Annotated in this window: 14 protein-coding genes; 13 read left to right on the top strand and 1 reads right to left on the bottom strand. The window is 41.0% G+C overall.

Features of this window, described 5'->3' with window-relative positions; all coding sequences use genetic code 11:
- Positions 1–486: 486 nt before the first annotated feature.
- Positions 487–744: a GlsB/YeaQ/YmgE family stress response membrane protein gene (locus MKY44_RS14750; protein ID WP_024630063.1), complete on the bottom strand. Its 258-nt coding sequence runs from the start codon at positions 742–744 to the stop codon at positions 487–489.
- Positions 745–900: 156 nt separating this feature from the next.
- Between MKY44_RS14750 and MKY44_RS14755 the strand changes: the two genes are divergently transcribed.
- The 13 genes from MKY44_RS14755 (at position 901) to MKY44_RS14815 (ending at position 15,751) form a co-directional block, all read left to right on the top strand.
- Positions 901–1,608 carry a response regulator transcription factor gene (locus MKY44_RS14755; protein WP_341007659.1) on the top strand — a complete coding sequence of 236 codons (708 nt, stop codon included), beginning with the start codon at positions 901–903 and terminating at the stop codon, positions 1,606–1,608.
- Positions 1,609–1,679: 71 nt separating this feature from the next.
- A complete protein-coding gene (locus MKY44_RS14760; protein ID WP_341007660.1) occupies positions 1,680–3,044 on the top strand; it encodes a sensor histidine kinase in 1,365 nt (454 codons plus the stop codon).
- Positions 3,045–3,145: 101 nt separating this feature from the next.
- A complete protein-coding gene (locus MKY44_RS14765) occupies positions 3,146–3,850 on the top strand; it encodes a hypothetical protein (protein WP_341007661.1) in 705 nt (234 codons plus the stop codon).
- 257 nt (positions 3,851–4,107) lie between these two features.
- Complete coding sequence (locus MKY44_RS14770; RefSeq protein WP_341007662.1) at positions 4,108–5,130, top strand: LacI family DNA-binding transcriptional regulator; 1,023 nt, start codon at positions 4,108–4,110, stop codon at positions 5,128–5,130.
- A gap of 440 nt (positions 5,131–5,570) precedes the next feature.
- The gene (locus MKY44_RS14775; protein ID WP_341007663.1) at positions 5,571–6,758 is read left to right on the top strand and encodes an MFS transporter; all 1,188 of its coding nucleotides are present in this window, start codon (positions 5,571–5,573) and stop codon (positions 6,756–6,758) included.
- 45 nt (positions 6,759–6,803) lie between these two features.
- Complete coding sequence (locus tag MKY44_RS14780) at positions 6,804–7,991, top strand: MFS transporter (protein WP_315935625.1); 1,188 nt, start codon at positions 6,804–6,806, stop codon at positions 7,989–7,991.
- A gap of 28 nt (positions 7,992–8,019) precedes the next feature.
- Positions 8,020–8,922, top strand: coding sequence for a shikimate dehydrogenase (gene aroE / locus MKY44_RS14785; RefSeq protein WP_341007664.1), 903 nt, complete (start codon positions 8,020–8,022; stop codon positions 8,920–8,922).
- Positions 8,923–9,209: 287 nt separating this feature from the next.
- The gene (locus MKY44_RS14790) at positions 9,210–10,427 is read left to right on the top strand and encodes a DNA polymerase IV (RefSeq protein ID WP_405173009.1); all 1,218 of its coding nucleotides are present in this window, start codon (positions 9,210–9,212) and stop codon (positions 10,425–10,427) included.
- A complete protein-coding gene (locus MKY44_RS14795) occupies positions 10,424–10,771 on the top strand; it encodes a YolD-like family protein (protein WP_341007666.1) in 348 nt (115 codons plus the stop codon). The genes MKY44_RS14790 and MKY44_RS14795 overlap by 4 nt, the downstream gene beginning before the upstream one ends.
- A gap of 1 nt (position 10,772) precedes the next feature.
- Positions 10,773–11,141: a hypothetical protein gene (locus tag MKY44_RS14800; protein WP_341007667.1), complete on the top strand. Its 369-nt coding sequence runs from the start codon at positions 10,773–10,775 to the stop codon at positions 11,139–11,141.
- 187 nt (positions 11,142–11,328) lie between these two features.
- Entirely contained in the window at positions 11,329–12,216 is an 888-nt protein-coding gene (locus tag MKY44_RS14805; protein WP_341007668.1) for an RCC1 domain-containing protein, read from the top strand.
- A 298-nt stretch (positions 12,217–12,514) separates the two neighbouring features.
- Positions 12,515–14,026, top strand: a complete 1,512-nt coding sequence (locus tag MKY44_RS14810) for an FAD-dependent oxidoreductase (RefSeq protein WP_341009860.1) — start codon at positions 12,515–12,517, stop codon at positions 14,024–14,026.
- Positions 14,027–14,326: 300 nt separating this feature from the next.
- The gene (locus MKY44_RS14815) at positions 14,327–15,751 is read left to right on the top strand and encodes a glycoside hydrolase family 1 protein (protein WP_341007669.1); all 1,425 of its coding nucleotides are present in this window, start codon (positions 14,327–14,329) and stop codon (positions 15,749–15,751) included.
- Positions 15,752–15,770: the final 19 nt, after the last annotated feature.

Below are 15,770 nucleotides of genomic sequence, written 5' to 3' on the forward strand. Positions count from 1 at the left end.
GCAAGAAAATGATGAAGAATACGTCAAAAGATTAAATTTTTAAACCCCGTTTGTTTTATCATTTGAAAATTAACGGGGGTTTGTTTTGTCGAGGGACAAGAACATATTCCGATCCTCGCCAAAGTTTTTTACTATACCCTGAGTCGTTCAACTAATTTCACTGCTATTTCTTCGCATCTCCACTAAAGGTATTTCAATTGTAGTAATATTCATAATTTTAGCTATGGTAGATTGTCAAACCCTATAACTGCCAGTTCATCCGGTATTCAAATTCCTTCCTACGGGATGCAAAAGGGAGACAGCGCACCTAAGGTTACAGAACAGGAACAGCTTGAGCAGGTTGTTCAGACACTGAAAGAATGGATGAAATCAGTACAAAAATAAAAAAAGGACCGTAAGTGTTCATCTTTCATCGATGAATGCTTTCGGTCCTTCTATGTTTATCCTGCACTAATGAACGACGGTATCAGTTTCCGCCTCTCTTGGTTAACGTCTTCGGAAGGCTCCACCGCGTGCCAGAGCGAAGAAGATGAGCAGGGCAATAATCGAGCCAACGATGGCGGGAATAATATGAAATCCGCCAATTACCGGCCCCCTTGGTCCCAACAATTCTGTTCCTAACCAGGAACCGATAAAACCCGCAATAATGTTCCCAAGTACACCGCCCGGTACGTCCCGCCCAATCAAGTTGCCGCTTAACCAGCCAATAAGTCCACCAACAATGAGTACCCAGAGCAGATCCATGAATTGTTCTCCTTTCTTCGGGTTTATTACAAGTTATGTTGGGCTCAGTGGAATATACCTCATCTTCCAGTTGGTGGAGAAATCTAAAGCGCCTGTGCTAAGATGGGTTAATAGTTGTTTAAGCTCGTGTAAACAAGGATAGATAGGGGTGTACAGTTGAAGAAAATCCTAGTCATTGATGATGAAATCGCAATTCGAGATTTAATTGAGCTGGTGCTAAGGAGAGAAAACTACGATGTGCAGACCGCAGAGGACGGCAAAACGGGCCTGCAGCTACTCGACTCTTTTCAACCCGATTTAGTGGTACTTGACTTGATGCTGCCAGACTGCTCCGGCTATGAGTTGTGTAAGGAAATCACCGGAAAGCGTGCCATCCCTGTGATCATGCTCTCTGCCAAAAATGAAGTAATCGACAAGGTGCTTGGACTTGAACTAGGCGCGGAAGATTATATGACCAAACCCTTTGACAATCGTGAATTGCTCGCGCGGATCAAGGTCATTCTGAGAAGAAACGAGAGCAAGGAAGAATCAAGTGAAGGAACAGAAGTGAAATCTACACGCATCATTCATGAAGAACTGACATTTGATCTGGAAAGCCGAAGGGTGCTAAAAAACGGTGTACCCGTGTCTTTAACGGCCAAAGAGTTTAAAATTCTGGAAACGTTACTCAAAAGGCCAGACAAAATCTTTACCCGGGATGAGCTGCTGCAGATCGGATGGGGATATGACTTTATGGGAGACAGTCGAAGTGTAGATATGACCATCATGCGGTTAAGGAAGAAGCTGGAGGATAACGCGGACGAACCGAAATATGTCAGGACGATCTATGGATTTGGCTATCAACTTGGAGGTGGCGAGGCCTGAAGTATGCAACCCGGTTACTGCTGAATTATTTATTTTTCTCCGTGCTGTCCTTTGGCATCATCATTTTTGCGGTGAATAAAGCCATCGATTACTACAGCTTCATTACCATTGAGAAACAGATGATGGAGAAAGCGGATCTGTCCGAGTTGTCCTTCCGTGAGGTGTTGTCACAGCATAGGTCATCTTCAGGAGAGCCCCAGACCAAGGAAATTGTCAGACTTGCTCTGGAGAAGCTGAAAGCTTCAGGCAAGGAAGTACGTATCTATGACAGCTCCAAGCAGTTGCTGGGCTTGGCTGTGGATGGCATCATCATTAATGATGGCAAACCTCTTATTTTCGAAAAAAATATTGAGAAAGCTCTGAGCGGCAGTTATGCCTACACCGTAACGGAAGATCATCTGCTGTATTTTGCGACGCCCATTCAGGATCAATTCTACGAAAACGCTTATGTGTATGAGTTCGTGGAGGACATTTCCTACTTTTATGCGATCATGGATCAAATCCGTTATATCCTGTTTGTCGGTGCAGGCGGATTTATTGTGCTGATTACGTTATCCAGCCTGTGGATTGCCCGCAACACAACCAAGCCGATTAAGCAGTTGCTTGGCGCTGCGCAAAGTTTCTCCAGACAGGAGTTTCGGAGAGTTCATCTAAACCGGAAGGATGAGTTGGGCATGCTGGCAGATGGGCTGGACTCCATGGGGCGGCAGCTTCATGATTACATTCAGTACCAGAAACAATTTGTCTCCAACGTATCACACGAGTTAAAAACACCCTTGGCAGCCATTCGTGGTTTCTCTCAATACTTGGTTGAAGGGGAGACTGAGAACAAGGAGCTGCAAAAAATATATGCTCATCTGCTGCAGGAATCGGATCGGCTGACACGTTTGATTAATGAACTGTTGTTGTTATCCCGATTCGACAAGGCTGGTTCTAACGAACTGGAACTTGAGAAGACGGAAATGAACGAACTGATTCAGCAACTCGCAATGAATATGGGAGCCAAGGCTAAGGATAAAGGGATAGAGATCAGAGTCAGTCAAGCGGAGGAAGAACCGGATGATGAGGGTACGACAAGAGTTTACGCCAACGTAAATCCAATGCTGATGTCTCATGCGATTGCCAATCTTGTGGATAATGCCATCAAATATTCCGGCAGTCCATCGCTGATCGAATTGAATTTGGAATATACGCCAAGCGAGGTAGTTATACGGATACGTGATCAAGGTATCGGCATCTCGGGCGAGGAGCTGGAACGAGTGCAGGAACGCTTTTACCGAGCGAGAAATGCTAGCACAGCAAACGGCTCAGGTCTTGGACTTTCCATTTGCAAAGAGATTGTAGAGCGGTTTAATGGATATATCGACATCGAAAGTCAAATCGGGGAAGGAACGACCGTTACGATTGTTTTGCCTCGTGCGGAAACACGCGGGTAAATAATTAACGTTACAAGATTGGTACATTTCTGTTATGAGACTAACAAATGTTTTATTTATAATCACTTCATAAGAACAAATCACACATTTATGGAGGGATCATGATGAAATTGATAAACAAAGCAACAGGTGTTATCGTACTAGGTGCTTTACTAACGGTGGCATTAGCGGGCTGTCAGTCCAATGATGCTACGCCCCCAGCAACCGGACAGAACACAGCGAATGAACAGAGCAAAGGCGAAGGAGCAACAAATGCTAATGCTCCTGCTTCCGAAAGTTCTGAAGAAAAGGGTACTGAAGCTATTAAGGAAGGTTCGATGGAGAAGGAAGGCAATGTGGTGCTGAAGGAACTTGCTTTTGTCTATAATGAGCACACTATTGCGATTTCGGATACAGCGAATGAAGATCAGATGGAACAGATGCTGGGCAAACCGGATAATCTGAAATCTCATACGTACAGTGCTGACGATGGAACAAACATGGATACGTTAATCGGTTTTACAGAAAAGGTATACACGTATCCTGGTCTGGAGATTAAAACAATCAGTATACCGGAGAGCAAACAAGACTCCATCTTTCATATCGAAATCACAGATCCTAAGTACACGACAGTGCGAAACATTAAAGCAGGAGATAGTCTGGATACACTCAAAAACGCCTACCCTGAGGGGAAACTACTTGGTGATGGAGCCCCTGATGAGGAGGATGACTTCCGTTACGAGCCATCCAATTATGTGGATGTGATGTCGTTTCATATCAAGGATGCCAAGGTGGAGAGTATTCAAATCTACAGCCTTCTGGACTAATATTTAGTGATCGATGTTGGTAAACCTTTTAACGATTCAACTTTAATACCTGCCCGGGAGAGGGGCAGGTATTTTCTATTTAGCGGCTTTTTTAAGCTGACGGCAGGTTAGCATGGTGATAGGTTTTTTTGATTGTCTAAGAGGGGAATATAGCTGTATTATCTGTACCCAGGCTGTTACGATCAGATATAATAGAAAATAGTTATTAGTCAGATTATATAGTATCAATATACTTAGAAAAGAAGTTGGTGGAATAGATGAGAAAAAACACAAACTCAAAAAAACGAATAACCCTGAAGGATGTAGCAGAGCACGCAGGTGTTTCTACAACGACTGCTTCGCTAGTGGTTAGAAATAATCCCAGAATTCCGCAAGCCACTCGTGAAAGAGTTTTAAATTCAATTGAGGAATTAGGTTACATCTACGACAGGGTAGCTGCAAATATGCGTTCACAAAGTTCAAATTTGGTTGGAGTCATTGTGACCAATATTGCAAATAAATTCATTTCAGAATTTCTGATTGGAGCACAAAATAAACTTGAGGAATTCGGATACACTGTATTACTTGGTACAACTTCTGACAATGCAACAAAGCAACAAAATTTAATCTCTACTATGGTAGAACATAGAATTGACGGTCTGATTTTAAATCCTTCTTCCATTAGTTTAGAAAAGACCGTAAAACAATTAAATAATCTGAAAACCCCTCTGGTACTAGCTAACCGGGAATTGTACAGCATTAGCGCTGATTATGCAGGTATCGACTATGAAGAAGGAGCATACCTGGCTACGACGCACTTAGCAAAAAAAGGACATCAAAGAATTGCATTTCTAGGTGGTGTCAAAGAATCTTCGACATGGGTAAAAAGGATGGATGGATATCGTAAGGCCTTCAAAGACCATAATCTAGAACTCGAAGAGAGTATCATAATAGCTAGCGATCCTACAAGCGAAGGAGGAGAGGAAGCTGCGAGGTTATTATTAAAATCCCCAAATCCTCCTTCAGCCATTTTTTGCTTTAGTGATTTGATTGCTTTTGGAGTCATGAAAGTCTTAACTAAAGAGGGCATCGTTGTTGGTCGTGACGTAGATGTTGTCGGATTTGATAATATACCTGATGCAGAAAATTACCACCCACCTCTGACGACGGTCTCATCCTTTCCTAAATTGATAGGCATTCAAGCAGCCAAGCTTCTGCATAGCAAGATTATTGGTGAGAATGAAGGAATTCAGCGTATGATTCTTAAACCAGAGCTGGTCATAAGAGATACATCGAAATAGAAAATTCCCCAAAATAAAATGATGGATGAAACTGAAAAACACCTCCGAGTGAGAAAATGGATCGTGATCTAACGTTCCAATTATCGCTCGAAGGTGTTTTTTTGATTTTCACATTTTAATACTTAAGATAGCCCCACTAGGACACAGAATATAATAACTAAAAAAAACCTGTGAAATTTATCACAATATTGACACATTTTTTTGTGAGGAGTATAGTAAGTTTTGCGCAATAATTAGTATATCGATATACTTGATTTTATCCTTATAATTAGAAGTGTATTTTATTTAAATTCATTTTATTTTGTACATCGATATACCTCTGTTTATGCATCAAGGTATATTTCCTAATATAGGAGTACAGAATTGTATCATTAGGGGGCAAAGAAATGTAATTATTATATCGAGTTGTTGAACTTGTATTTTAGCAAAGGGGACAACAAATGAAATATCCGCACCTAAAAATGGGATTAGGGATTTACCTAAGCTATTTACTATTGGGAATGGTCAGTATCATACTCGCTTCAAATATGAATTTTTTATCCGAGCGACTACATGTTGCCCCAACAGACATCAGCTTGCTTATCTCTGTTGTTGGGATTGGCCACTTAGTAACAATAAATATTGCTGGTAAGTTATCCGATCGTTTTGGCAGAAAACCTTTGATCATTGCAGCTGCGTTGCTATACGCTGTTTTTCTTGTTGGAATACCATTAACAACTCACTTTCAGATTGCGCTCTTATTCGCTTTTTTAGCCGGAATAAGCAATTCGCTTCTGGATTCCGGTTCTTACCCAGCCTTGAATGAAAGCTATCAAGAAGCAGCAGGCACTGCAATTGTGTTAATAAAAGCATTTATGTCAGTAGGAGCTATCATTCTACCGGCTTTAGTAACATTTTTAATGTCTAAAGAACTATTTTTTGGTTATGCATTTTTCATTCCTGCCATTCTGTTTGTTTTTTTAGGTATGTATTTTGTGACCATTCGCTTTCCTGGAATGACTGTCCAAAACTCCGACAAGGAGAAAAACGAGAAGCTTTCCAGTGATCAGAAGACCGACTTGTATAGTTGGAAAGAAGGTTCTGCTCTGGTCATCATCGGTTTTTTTTCTGTATCGTTGTCAACAGTCATTCAGACATGGCTGCCTACTTATGGTAACCAAGTCTTACAGCTAAATGAGAAAAAGGCAGTGGAGTTACTTAGTTTTTACAGCATGGGTGGATTAATTTGTATCTTGGTGCTTGCTTTCTTATTGAAAAAGTTCATTAAACCTATTACGGCAATGGTCGTTACACCTGGAATAGCAACCGTCGTTTTAATTGTACTGCTGACGTTCAGTAATCCAGTCATTGCTCCGTTTATTGCATTTTTTCTTGGGTTGTTCACCTCAGGAATGTATCAATTAGCTATGACGGTCATGATTGATTTATTTCCAGCTAGAAAAGGGGTAAGCGTATCTTATGTAAGTGCTTCTGCTAGCGTAGCTTTTATGGTTATTCCTTTTATCACAAGTTTACTCGTTAAACATATAGGAATATCTGCTGTGTTTTATTTTGACTTATGCATTGCTGTGATGAGTACATGTCTAGCGCTTTATTTATCAAAGCAAATAAGATCAATTTCAAAATAATGTTTCACCAAATATTTGCTTGTAATATACACGGAGGGGAAGCAAATGAAGAATCCATATATTAAAACGTCTCTTGGCATGTACTTGAATTACTTTATGCTTGGGATGATCAATATCATTATAGCTTCAAATATGAGTGCCCTATCAGATAACTACAATCAACCTGTTGAAAAGATTAGTTTGCTTGTTTCTGCAATTGGTATCGGTAAGCTGATAGCTCTATTCTTTGCCGGCCGGTTGTCCGATAAAATCGGTCGTAAACCAATCATCATTACAGGAAGTTTTCTGTATTTACTGTTCCTTGTTGGTATTCCTTTAATGTCAAGCTATCCTGTGGCCTTTGTATTGGCCATCACTGCCGGAATAGCAAATTCATTGCTGGATTCAGGAACATACCCAGCATTGATTGAATCATTTCCTAAGAAATCTAGTTCGGCTACGGTTTTGGTCAAAGCGATCATGTCCATCGGAGCCACGTTACTGCCATTCATTCTCGCGTATCTAGTTGCCAACGATATCTCTTGGGGCTGGTCATTTTATGCTTTGGGAATCTTGTTCCTGATCAGTGGAATTTACTTGATCTTTATGCCGTTCCCAGCGTTTAAGTCCAACTCAAAAGATGAAGCAGATAGTGCAACCTACAAAAATCATTTCAAGGAAGAACCGAAGTTTTGGGGAGAAGGATTGGCAATCATCCTTATCGGTTTTACTTCCACAGCATTGTTTGTGGTTTGGCAAACATGGCTTCCAGAGCTTGGGTCTAAATATATTGGACTAAGTGAGAATGTCTCGATAAAACTTTTAAGTTACTTTAGCATTGGGGCATTGGTTTCGGTACTTTTGCTTGCAGCTGTATTAGACAAGTTCATAAAACCAATTACTGTGATGATCTTATATCCAACGATAGCCTTCCTATCCATGCTGAGCTTGTTCTTTATTCAATCATATACAATTGTTATTATCATGACGTTTATCTTGGGATTGTCCACTTCCGGTACCTTCCAATTGGCTATCACTATAATGACAAGATTCTTCGTCAAAAACAAAGGAACGACAACATCTTATGTGAATATAGCAGGAAGTGCTGCTTTTATATTGGTTCCCTTCATATCGAGCTTCTTGGTGGGACAGATCGGTATTTCCATGACACTTGTTTTTGATATGGTCATTGCTTGTTTGAGTGTATTGCTTGCAGTTTTTGTACTTATCCGAGGAAAAAAAGTGTTTCAATAAAAATTCAACTCATAAGGAGTCTTTTCAAATGAATAACGATAAAAATCTTGCCAAAATTGACGCAAAAACAACTTTAGTTGGATTACTTGCAACACCAATCGGACATAGCGTTTCCCCACAAATGCACAATGTCGGTTATACGATCAGTGGGTTGAACTATGCATATTTGGCTTTTGAGGTTGGGCCAGAGAAGTTGAAAGAAACAGTTGAAGGTATGAAAGCAATGGGCGTTGCAGGATTCAATGTGTCCATGCCAAACAAAATCGATGTTATTCAGTATTTGGACGAGCTGGATGATACCGCTAAATTCTCAAGAGCCAGTAATACCGTCGTAAATAAAAATGGCAAGTTGGTCGGATATAATACGGACGGATTAGGTTACGTAAAAAATCTTGAAGAACATGGAGTCGAGCTAAACGGGAAAAAAGTAACTTTAGTCGGTTCTGGAGGTGCTGCAACACCGATCGCTATTCAGTTGGTTCAATCAGGCATTAAAGAGATTAGTATCTTCGCCAGAAATGACAAATTCTTCTCCAAGGCAGAAGAAAATGCAGCATATATTAACAATGAGATGAAACACTTCGGCGTGAAGGCTAACGTTTTCCCTTTGGAAGATAAAGAAGCATTTCGTAAAGAAATCGCAGATAGTGCTATCTTAGCGAACGCTACAAGCTTGGGCATGAAACCATTAGATGAATTGAGTATTGTTGACGATGTAGAAGATGTGTTACGCAAAGATTTGGTAGTAACCGATGTTGTATACAATCCTCGCAAAACAAAACTGTTAAAACAGGCCGAAGCTGCTGGTGCCAAAGCGATTAACGGTCTCGGTATGGTGTTATGGCAAGGCGCACTTGCTTACAAACTATTCACAGGAGAAGATATGCCAATTGCAGAGGTGAAAGAGAGCGTATTTGGTACAGAAATATGAATGGATAATGGGGTAAGTTGATATTAGAGTTATTACAGTTGAATACCAAAAACTGCTCTTATTAAAGCCGCTATGTTTAGCGGCTTTTTTCTTTTTCCGGTATAAGTTCGTTTCCTGAGTCAACAGCACGAACTTATACCGATTGCCGAAATGGGCAAAAATATAGTCCGACTAATATAAATATTTACCTCTTGCATAAAGAACGTGTGTTCGGTTTATAATATATACAAACATACGTTCTTAAAAGTACAGGGGTGATTTCAGTGTTGGCTAAGCAGCGAACCATTATGCTCATTGATATGCAGAGCTTTTATGCTTCAGTCGAGAAGGCGAAAATGCCTCAATACAAAAATAGACCACTCGCCGTCGCTGGCGATCCAGCAAGACGTTCTGGAATTATCCTTGCCGCTTGTCCGTTGGCCAAAGCTAAAGGTGTATCTACCGCGGAACCACTCTGGCAGTCTCTTCAGAAGTGTCCTGAACTGATCATTGTGAAACCACACATGCAAGAATACATTGAAGTATCCACCCAAATCATGTCCATTATTGAGGAGTTCACCGATCTGGTCGAACCGTACAGTATAGACGAATTATTCGCTGATTTTACAGGGTCTATGCATCTATTCGGTAATGATCCAATTGATTTGGCCAAGCAAATTCAAGACAAAATCTATAATGAAACAGGCGTTTACGCGAGAGCTGGCATTGGTGAAAACAAAATTATCAGTAAATTGTGCTGCGATATGATTGCTAAAAAAGCTGAGGGTGGCATTTTCCACTTAAAGAAAGAGGAATTACACCTCCACATTGGAGATAAGCCCATCCGCGATATGTGGGGGATTGGCTCAAGAATGGAAAAACATCTGTGGAAGATGGGCATCCGAACCATTAGAGACCTGGCGAATACGTCTCTTTCCAAATTAAGAAGTAAGTGGGGTGTTAATGGAGAAGTCATCTGGCGAGTGGCAAATGGACTCGACAATTCACCGGTAACCGTCAACACACACAGTACACAAAAGGATATCGGAAACGGAATGACCCTGCCAAGAGATTTCATAGAGGCTTGGGAGATTGAAGTAGTTATCCTCGATATCTGTACAGAAGTGTGCAGAAGAGCCCGTAAAAAGGGACTGATGGGTAGTGTCGTTTCCGTGAGTGTATCTGGAGCCGACTTCGACCAACCAACGGGTTTTCACAGGCAAGTTAAACTGTCTGATCCAACAAACATAACCGTTGATGTGTGCAAACTAGCCAAACGCATATTTCATCAACATTGGGATGGGCAACCTGTGCGCCGTGTTGGCGTATCCCTGTCTCAATTATCCAACGCGGATACATATCAACTATCTTTTTTTGATGATCAGGAGCAGAAACGAGCCATTGATCAGGTGATGGACGACATTAAGGATCGATTTGGCGACATTGCCATTCTACGAGCGAGCTCCATTACGGCTGCTGGCCAAGCGATCGATCGAGCATCTAAAATTGGGGGGCATTACAAATGAGCAAAAAACTGGAGGCCAATGGATTATGGGAATCGAGCCGCATGATGCTTCCACAACATAAAGAACGAATTATACAGCATCGTACTCAAATTCATTATCAAACGAAACCACTGATTCATCAAGATGAGTGGGAGATTATTACTCAGAATATAGATATGTCTCTCAATTATACATTGCAAGCCGCCTTTGAAGTATTTAATGAGTCAGGCAATCGGTATATACACGGAATCGTCACTTCAGTCAGTTCCTTTGGAAAGAAAATAAAAATTGAAATGGAGAATGGATTTGAATGGGTCGATTTTGATCAATTGGTCGCTGTAAAACTTGAAGAAGGAGGCGTGTAAGGTGCGACAGACTTCTGAGGAACTTTCACTCGTGAAGAGGCTGGTAGAACTCCCTTATCTTTTAGGTGCGCTCGAGGTAGATAAGCAAAAAATATACGCTTCAAACTTTAAGATGAAATCTGTATATGTTGACTACCTGGACGGCACCCAAAAGAAAATTGCTTTAGAGATGTACAAATCGAAACAAATTTTAAAGGAACATCATATAAAAATCATAGATGAAAAGAGGTCTGAGCTGAGTTTAACGGTAGATTATTCGGTAAGAGGTTACCTTCATAAAATGACACTATTGTGGAGCAAAGTGAAAGTGGATGTAACCTTAATGCTTACTGAACATATGAGTGTTGATATTACTGATATGACAAGATAAACATATAGTTAGAGCGGAATAAGGTATATAACGGCATAGGGTGGATATAATACAGTTATAACCATTGTTTTCTTCTCCCTATTGGGTAAACCGACCTTTGATGTTGAAAGGTCGGTATTTTTTGCCTCAACACACTTTATGACTTACAGTTGAGCTAAGGGAGGATTTTGTGGAGGAGAGGAAAGATATGGACTACCATTCACGGAAGGAAGCGGTGTTTGAGACGAAACGTTTCCGTAACTGTACCATAGCGGCAGGTCGTCGTCATACCGTTGCTCTTAAATCTGACGGAACAGTAACAGCTGTGGGTGATAATAAATACGGTCAATGTAAGGTAAACGATTGGTGCCATATCGTCTCAGTTGTTGCTAGTAATGTTCATATGGCTACGAACACGGGTAACGCCCATACCGTTGGTCTTAAATCTGATGGTACTGTAATAGCTATAGGTTGGAATAAGCATGAACAATGCAATGTAAGCGAATGGTGCGATATAGTAACTGTGTCGGCAGGTTGGTGCCGTACTGTTGGGGTTAGATCTGATGGCACGGTGGTTGCGGTGGGGCGAAATAATGAAGGCGAATGCAACGTGAGCAGCTGGCATGATATTGTATCAGTCACGACTGGTGACTGGCATACAGTCGGTCTAAAATTAGACGGAACGGTAACAGCAGTTGGTAACAATAAGTATAACCAATGTAGCGTAAACGACTGGAGCAACATATTGGCTGTTGCGGCGGGGTATCTTCATACGGTTGGGCTTAGATCTGATGGCACGGTGGTTGCGGTGGGTAGAAATAATGACGGTGAATGCGACGTAAGCGGTTGGCGTGATATTGTAGCAGTTGCAGCAGGGAGTTACCATACCATTGGTCTTAAGTCTGACGGTACGACGGTTGCTGTGGGTTCAAATAAACATCACCAATGCGATGTAAGTGTCTGGCATGACATTAGAGCTGTTGCGGCGGGATGTGTCCACACGATTGGACTGAAATCGGATGGTACGATGGTTGCTGTAGGTGATAATGATTACGGACAATGTGATGTAAGCGGATGGAGTAACATCCAACAATAAATAATGAAATAAGATGCAAAATGTCGAGGGACACAAGTACATATTCCCATTGAAGTCGCTTATTTAGCGGCTTTTTGCTTTGATCGGCATCTTTAAGAGACATGATCTAAGCTTGTTTTCATTGATTTTCATCTACAACACTTCCATATCGTAGTTTAACTATATATCATCCCTATATTGATTCTTACTATAAAAGAAATTTTGATTATATATTGGTATTATAAGTAATATTTTGATTGATCTACAAGTGTAGATTAAAATCTAATTTCATAGAAAGGATGAATCTTCGGTGTCTGACATGAAAAAAGCTGTGGTGATCGGAGCAGGGATTGCTGGATTAATTACTGCAAGAATGTTAGCTGATTATTATGAGGAAGTATGTGTGATTGAAAGGGATGAATTCCCTTCGGAGCCAAATAACCGGCAGGGTGTACCTCAATCTTTTCATCCACACCGTGTACAACCACGCGGCGCGCTGATTATGGAACATTATTTCCCAGGATACAATGACGAATTGATAGAATTGGGGGCGATCTCTTCGCACGATGAGAAGCTTATAGTTACTAATCGATACGGTACATTAATTAACAAGGAGGATCCTTCTTCATTAAAAATTGCATCGTGCAGCAGAGCTTTGATGGAATGGGTGCTGCGCAAACGAATCCAAAATATCCCTCATATAAGCTTTTTAACAAGTATGGAAGTTACCGGACTCATCGTATCTGAAGACCAGAATGCTGTTACAGGCATTTATACCAAAGAAAGAAGCGGTGAAAAAAGGGAAGACCAACTTCCAGCGGATATGGTTATTGATGCTTCAGGACGTTCTTCCAAATTGATTAGGTGGCTTGATAAATTAGGGTTGAATGTGCCAGAACCAGAAGTGCTAAAGGTATCTCTTGGTTATAGCACCCGTTATTACAACATTAAATCCTCCATTCCGAACGAATGGGTGATGTCTGATTCAGATCCTGAGCAAGGTATTCGTGCAGGCATATTTACGCGCATTGAGGATGATATCGTTGGACTCATTCTATTCAATGCTGGAGGAGATGAGTATCCGTCCACTCAGCCCGAAGAGTTTCAAGAACAAATCAAGCATCTATTTGCTTCAGATAAAATTGTAAAGTTAATGGAACAGTTAGAGCCATTGCAAGGGCCTAGGGGGTACCGTATTTCCGAGTCTGTTCGCCAGCATTTTGAACTCATGGAAGATTGGCCCTCTGGTTTACTCGTCCTTGGTGATGCATTTTGTAGCTTTGATCCTATTCATGGACAAGGTATCACTGTTGCTGCGATCGAAGTTGAGACTATAGGAAAGTCTTTGGAAGCACAGCGCTTGCATCCCGATCCGCAGTTTGAACGGAACGTATTGCTGCGTATGCAGCAGGCCATCGATCCGGCTTGGTGGCTTAGTTCCGTGGCTGACCTGCGTTGGAGAGGGGTAGAACATGGTGGGCCTTATGAACTAAAAGGAGTGGATTTTGCTCAGAAATATATCAACTTATTTACGAAGCAAGCGATGAAAAAAGCGGATCAAGAAAAAGATAACCATCTCTTTTTTATGCAATTCCTGATGAATGCCTTGATCCTTCCTCCAAGTGAATATTTCAAAGTGGATGTCCTGGACATGATTCTGGACGACAATGGTTCAGAAGAAGAAATGGAATTAAGAGCAGCGCTTCGTGTCCAGGATCCGGATTTGTACCAGCAAAAATTAGATGAGATCATTCCATTATTCCAACTGGAATATGATGAAGAGATTAAGAAACTGCTGGGAACACTTGAGCCTGCCTCTTTTAATGGATAACTTGTTATGATGAAGTCGTCATTTTGACGGCTTTTTTATTTTGTGTCTATTATGATGGCGTGTTAGAAGTACAGTTACCCTTGAACTAACATACAACAATCCTTTAAAACACTGTGTTACTTTTATGTTACAAATGTGAATCTGTGATACCTTGAACTAAATTCGAAATAACATATATTTTATAAATTAATCTATGTAACATAAGTTGTGAAAACAAATACATGATATAAAAACCGATAAAGCGGGATTCGTTTTTTATCCAGATCAGCTGAAGGTTTAAAAGAAAGGTGGGCTTACCAAATGAGTCAAACATTTCAATTCCCTAATGGTTTTTTGTGGGGAGGCTCCGTCTCTGCAAACCAAATTGAGGGGGCGTATCTAGAGGACGGGAAGGGACTATCCATTCAGGATATCATGCCACACGGCATTCAGACACCTCCAACAACAGATCCAACAGAGGATAATATGAAGTTAATCGCGATTGACTTCTATCATCGATACAAAGAAGATATTAAACTCCTTGCCGAGATGGGTTTCAAAGTTTTTCGCACATCTATAGCTTGGTCCAGAATCTTCCCCAAAGGGGATGAACTTGAGCCCAACGAAAAAGGCCTCCAATTTTACGACAACCTTTTTGACGAGTGCCGGAAATACGGTATTGAACCTCTGGTTACGATCTCTCATTATGAGACTCCTTTACATCTCGCTAGGGAATACGATGGCTGGGTGAATCGAAAAATGATCGATTTCTATGAACGATATGTGCGAACCATTTTTGAGAGATATAAAGACAAAGTGAAGTATTGGCTCACATTTAACGAGATTAATTCGATTCTGGAACACCCGTTTGTAAGCGGTGGGATCAACACACATAAGGATCAACTGAGCAAACAGGATCTGTACCAAGCCATTCACCACGAGTTTGTTGCAAGTGCACTGGCTGTTAAAATAGGGCATGAAATTAATCCAGACTTCAAAATTGGTTGTATGGTCATTGCTATGCCGATTTACCCACTGACTCCTGACCCTACTGATATGATCAAAGTGATGGAAGCTGATCATAAGAACACAGGTTTCATGGATGTTCATGCGCGTGGTTATTACCCAGGTTACATGAAACGTTATTTGAAAGATAACGGGATTACTATTCATTTTGAACCTGGCGACGAAGAATTATTGAAAAACACCGTTGATTTTATTTCCTTTAGCTACTATCAAAGTTGTTGTGAAACGGCTGATCCTGCCAAGCAAATTAAAGGAGAAGGAAACCTGATTGGCGGTATTCCAAATCCGCATTTGGTCGCGAGTGAGTGGGGTTGGCAGATCGACCCTCAAGGCTTAAGGTACATCATGAATGCAATCTATGATCGTTATCAGAAACCATTGTTCATCGTTGAAAATGGATTAGGGGCCGTAGATGAACTTATCACGGACGAACATGGCAACAAAACAGTTAGCGATGATTATCGCATCAAATATTTGAAGGAGCACTTGCTTCAAGTTGCTGAAGCCATTCAAGATGGTGTTGAATTGATGGGATATGCAACATGGGGTTGTATTGACTTGGTTAGTGCGACAACTTCAGAATTAAAAAAACGGTACGGATTCATCTATGTGGATCGTCATGATGATGGTTCAGGAACATTGGAACGCTATCGTAAGAAGTCCTTCCACTGGTATAAAGATGTCATTCAGAGCAACGGGAGCAGCTTGTTTCGAGAATAGCGATAGACGCTAATGGGAG

Source organism: Paenibacillus sp. FSL R7-0026 (assembly GCF_038004485.1).
Taxonomy (GTDB): domain Bacteria; phylum Bacillota; class Bacilli; order Paenibacillales; family Paenibacillaceae; genus Paenibacillus; species Paenibacillus xylanexedens_A.

Bases quoted from the DNA above. Each gene is read 5' to 3' on its own strand.
- MKY44_RS14750 (WP_024630063.1), bottom strand. From the start codon at position 744: ATGGATCTGCTCTGGGTACTCATTGTTGGTGGACTTATTGGCTGGTTA.
- MKY44_RS14765 (WP_341007661.1), top strand. From the start codon at position 3,146: ATGATGAAATTGATAAACAAAGCAACAGGTGTTATCGTACTAGGTGCT.
- MKY44_RS14770 (WP_341007662.1), top strand. From the start codon at position 4,108: ATGAGAAAAAACACAAACTCAAAAAAACGAATAACCCTGAAGGATGTA.
- MKY44_RS14775 (WP_341007663.1), top strand. From the start codon at position 5,571: ATGAAATATCCGCACCTAAAAATGGGATTAGGGATTTACCTAAGCTAT.
- MKY44_RS14780 (WP_315935625.1), top strand. From the start codon at position 6,804: ATGAAGAATCCATATATTAAAACGTCTCTTGGCATGTACTTGAATTAC.
- aroE (WP_341007664.1), top strand. From the start codon at position 8,020: ATGAATAACGATAAAAATCTTGCCAAAATTGACGCAAAAACAACTTTA.
- MKY44_RS14790 (WP_405173009.1), top strand. From the start codon at position 9,210: ATGCTCATTGATATGCAGAGCTTTTATGCTTCAGTCGAGAAGGCGAAA.
- MKY44_RS14795 (WP_341007666.1), top strand. From the start codon at position 10,424: ATGAGCAAAAAACTGGAGGCCAATGGATTATGGGAATCGAGCCGCATG.
- MKY44_RS14805 (WP_341007668.1), top strand. From the start codon at position 11,329: ATGGACTACCATTCACGGAAGGAAGCGGTGTTTGAGACGAAACGTTTC.
- MKY44_RS14810 (WP_341009860.1), top strand. From the start codon at position 12,515: ATGAAAAAAGCTGTGGTGATCGGAGCAGGGATTGCTGGATTAATTACT.
- MKY44_RS14815 (WP_341007669.1), top strand. From the start codon at position 14,327: ATGAGTCAAACATTTCAATTCCCTAATGGTTTTTTGTGGGGAGGCTCC.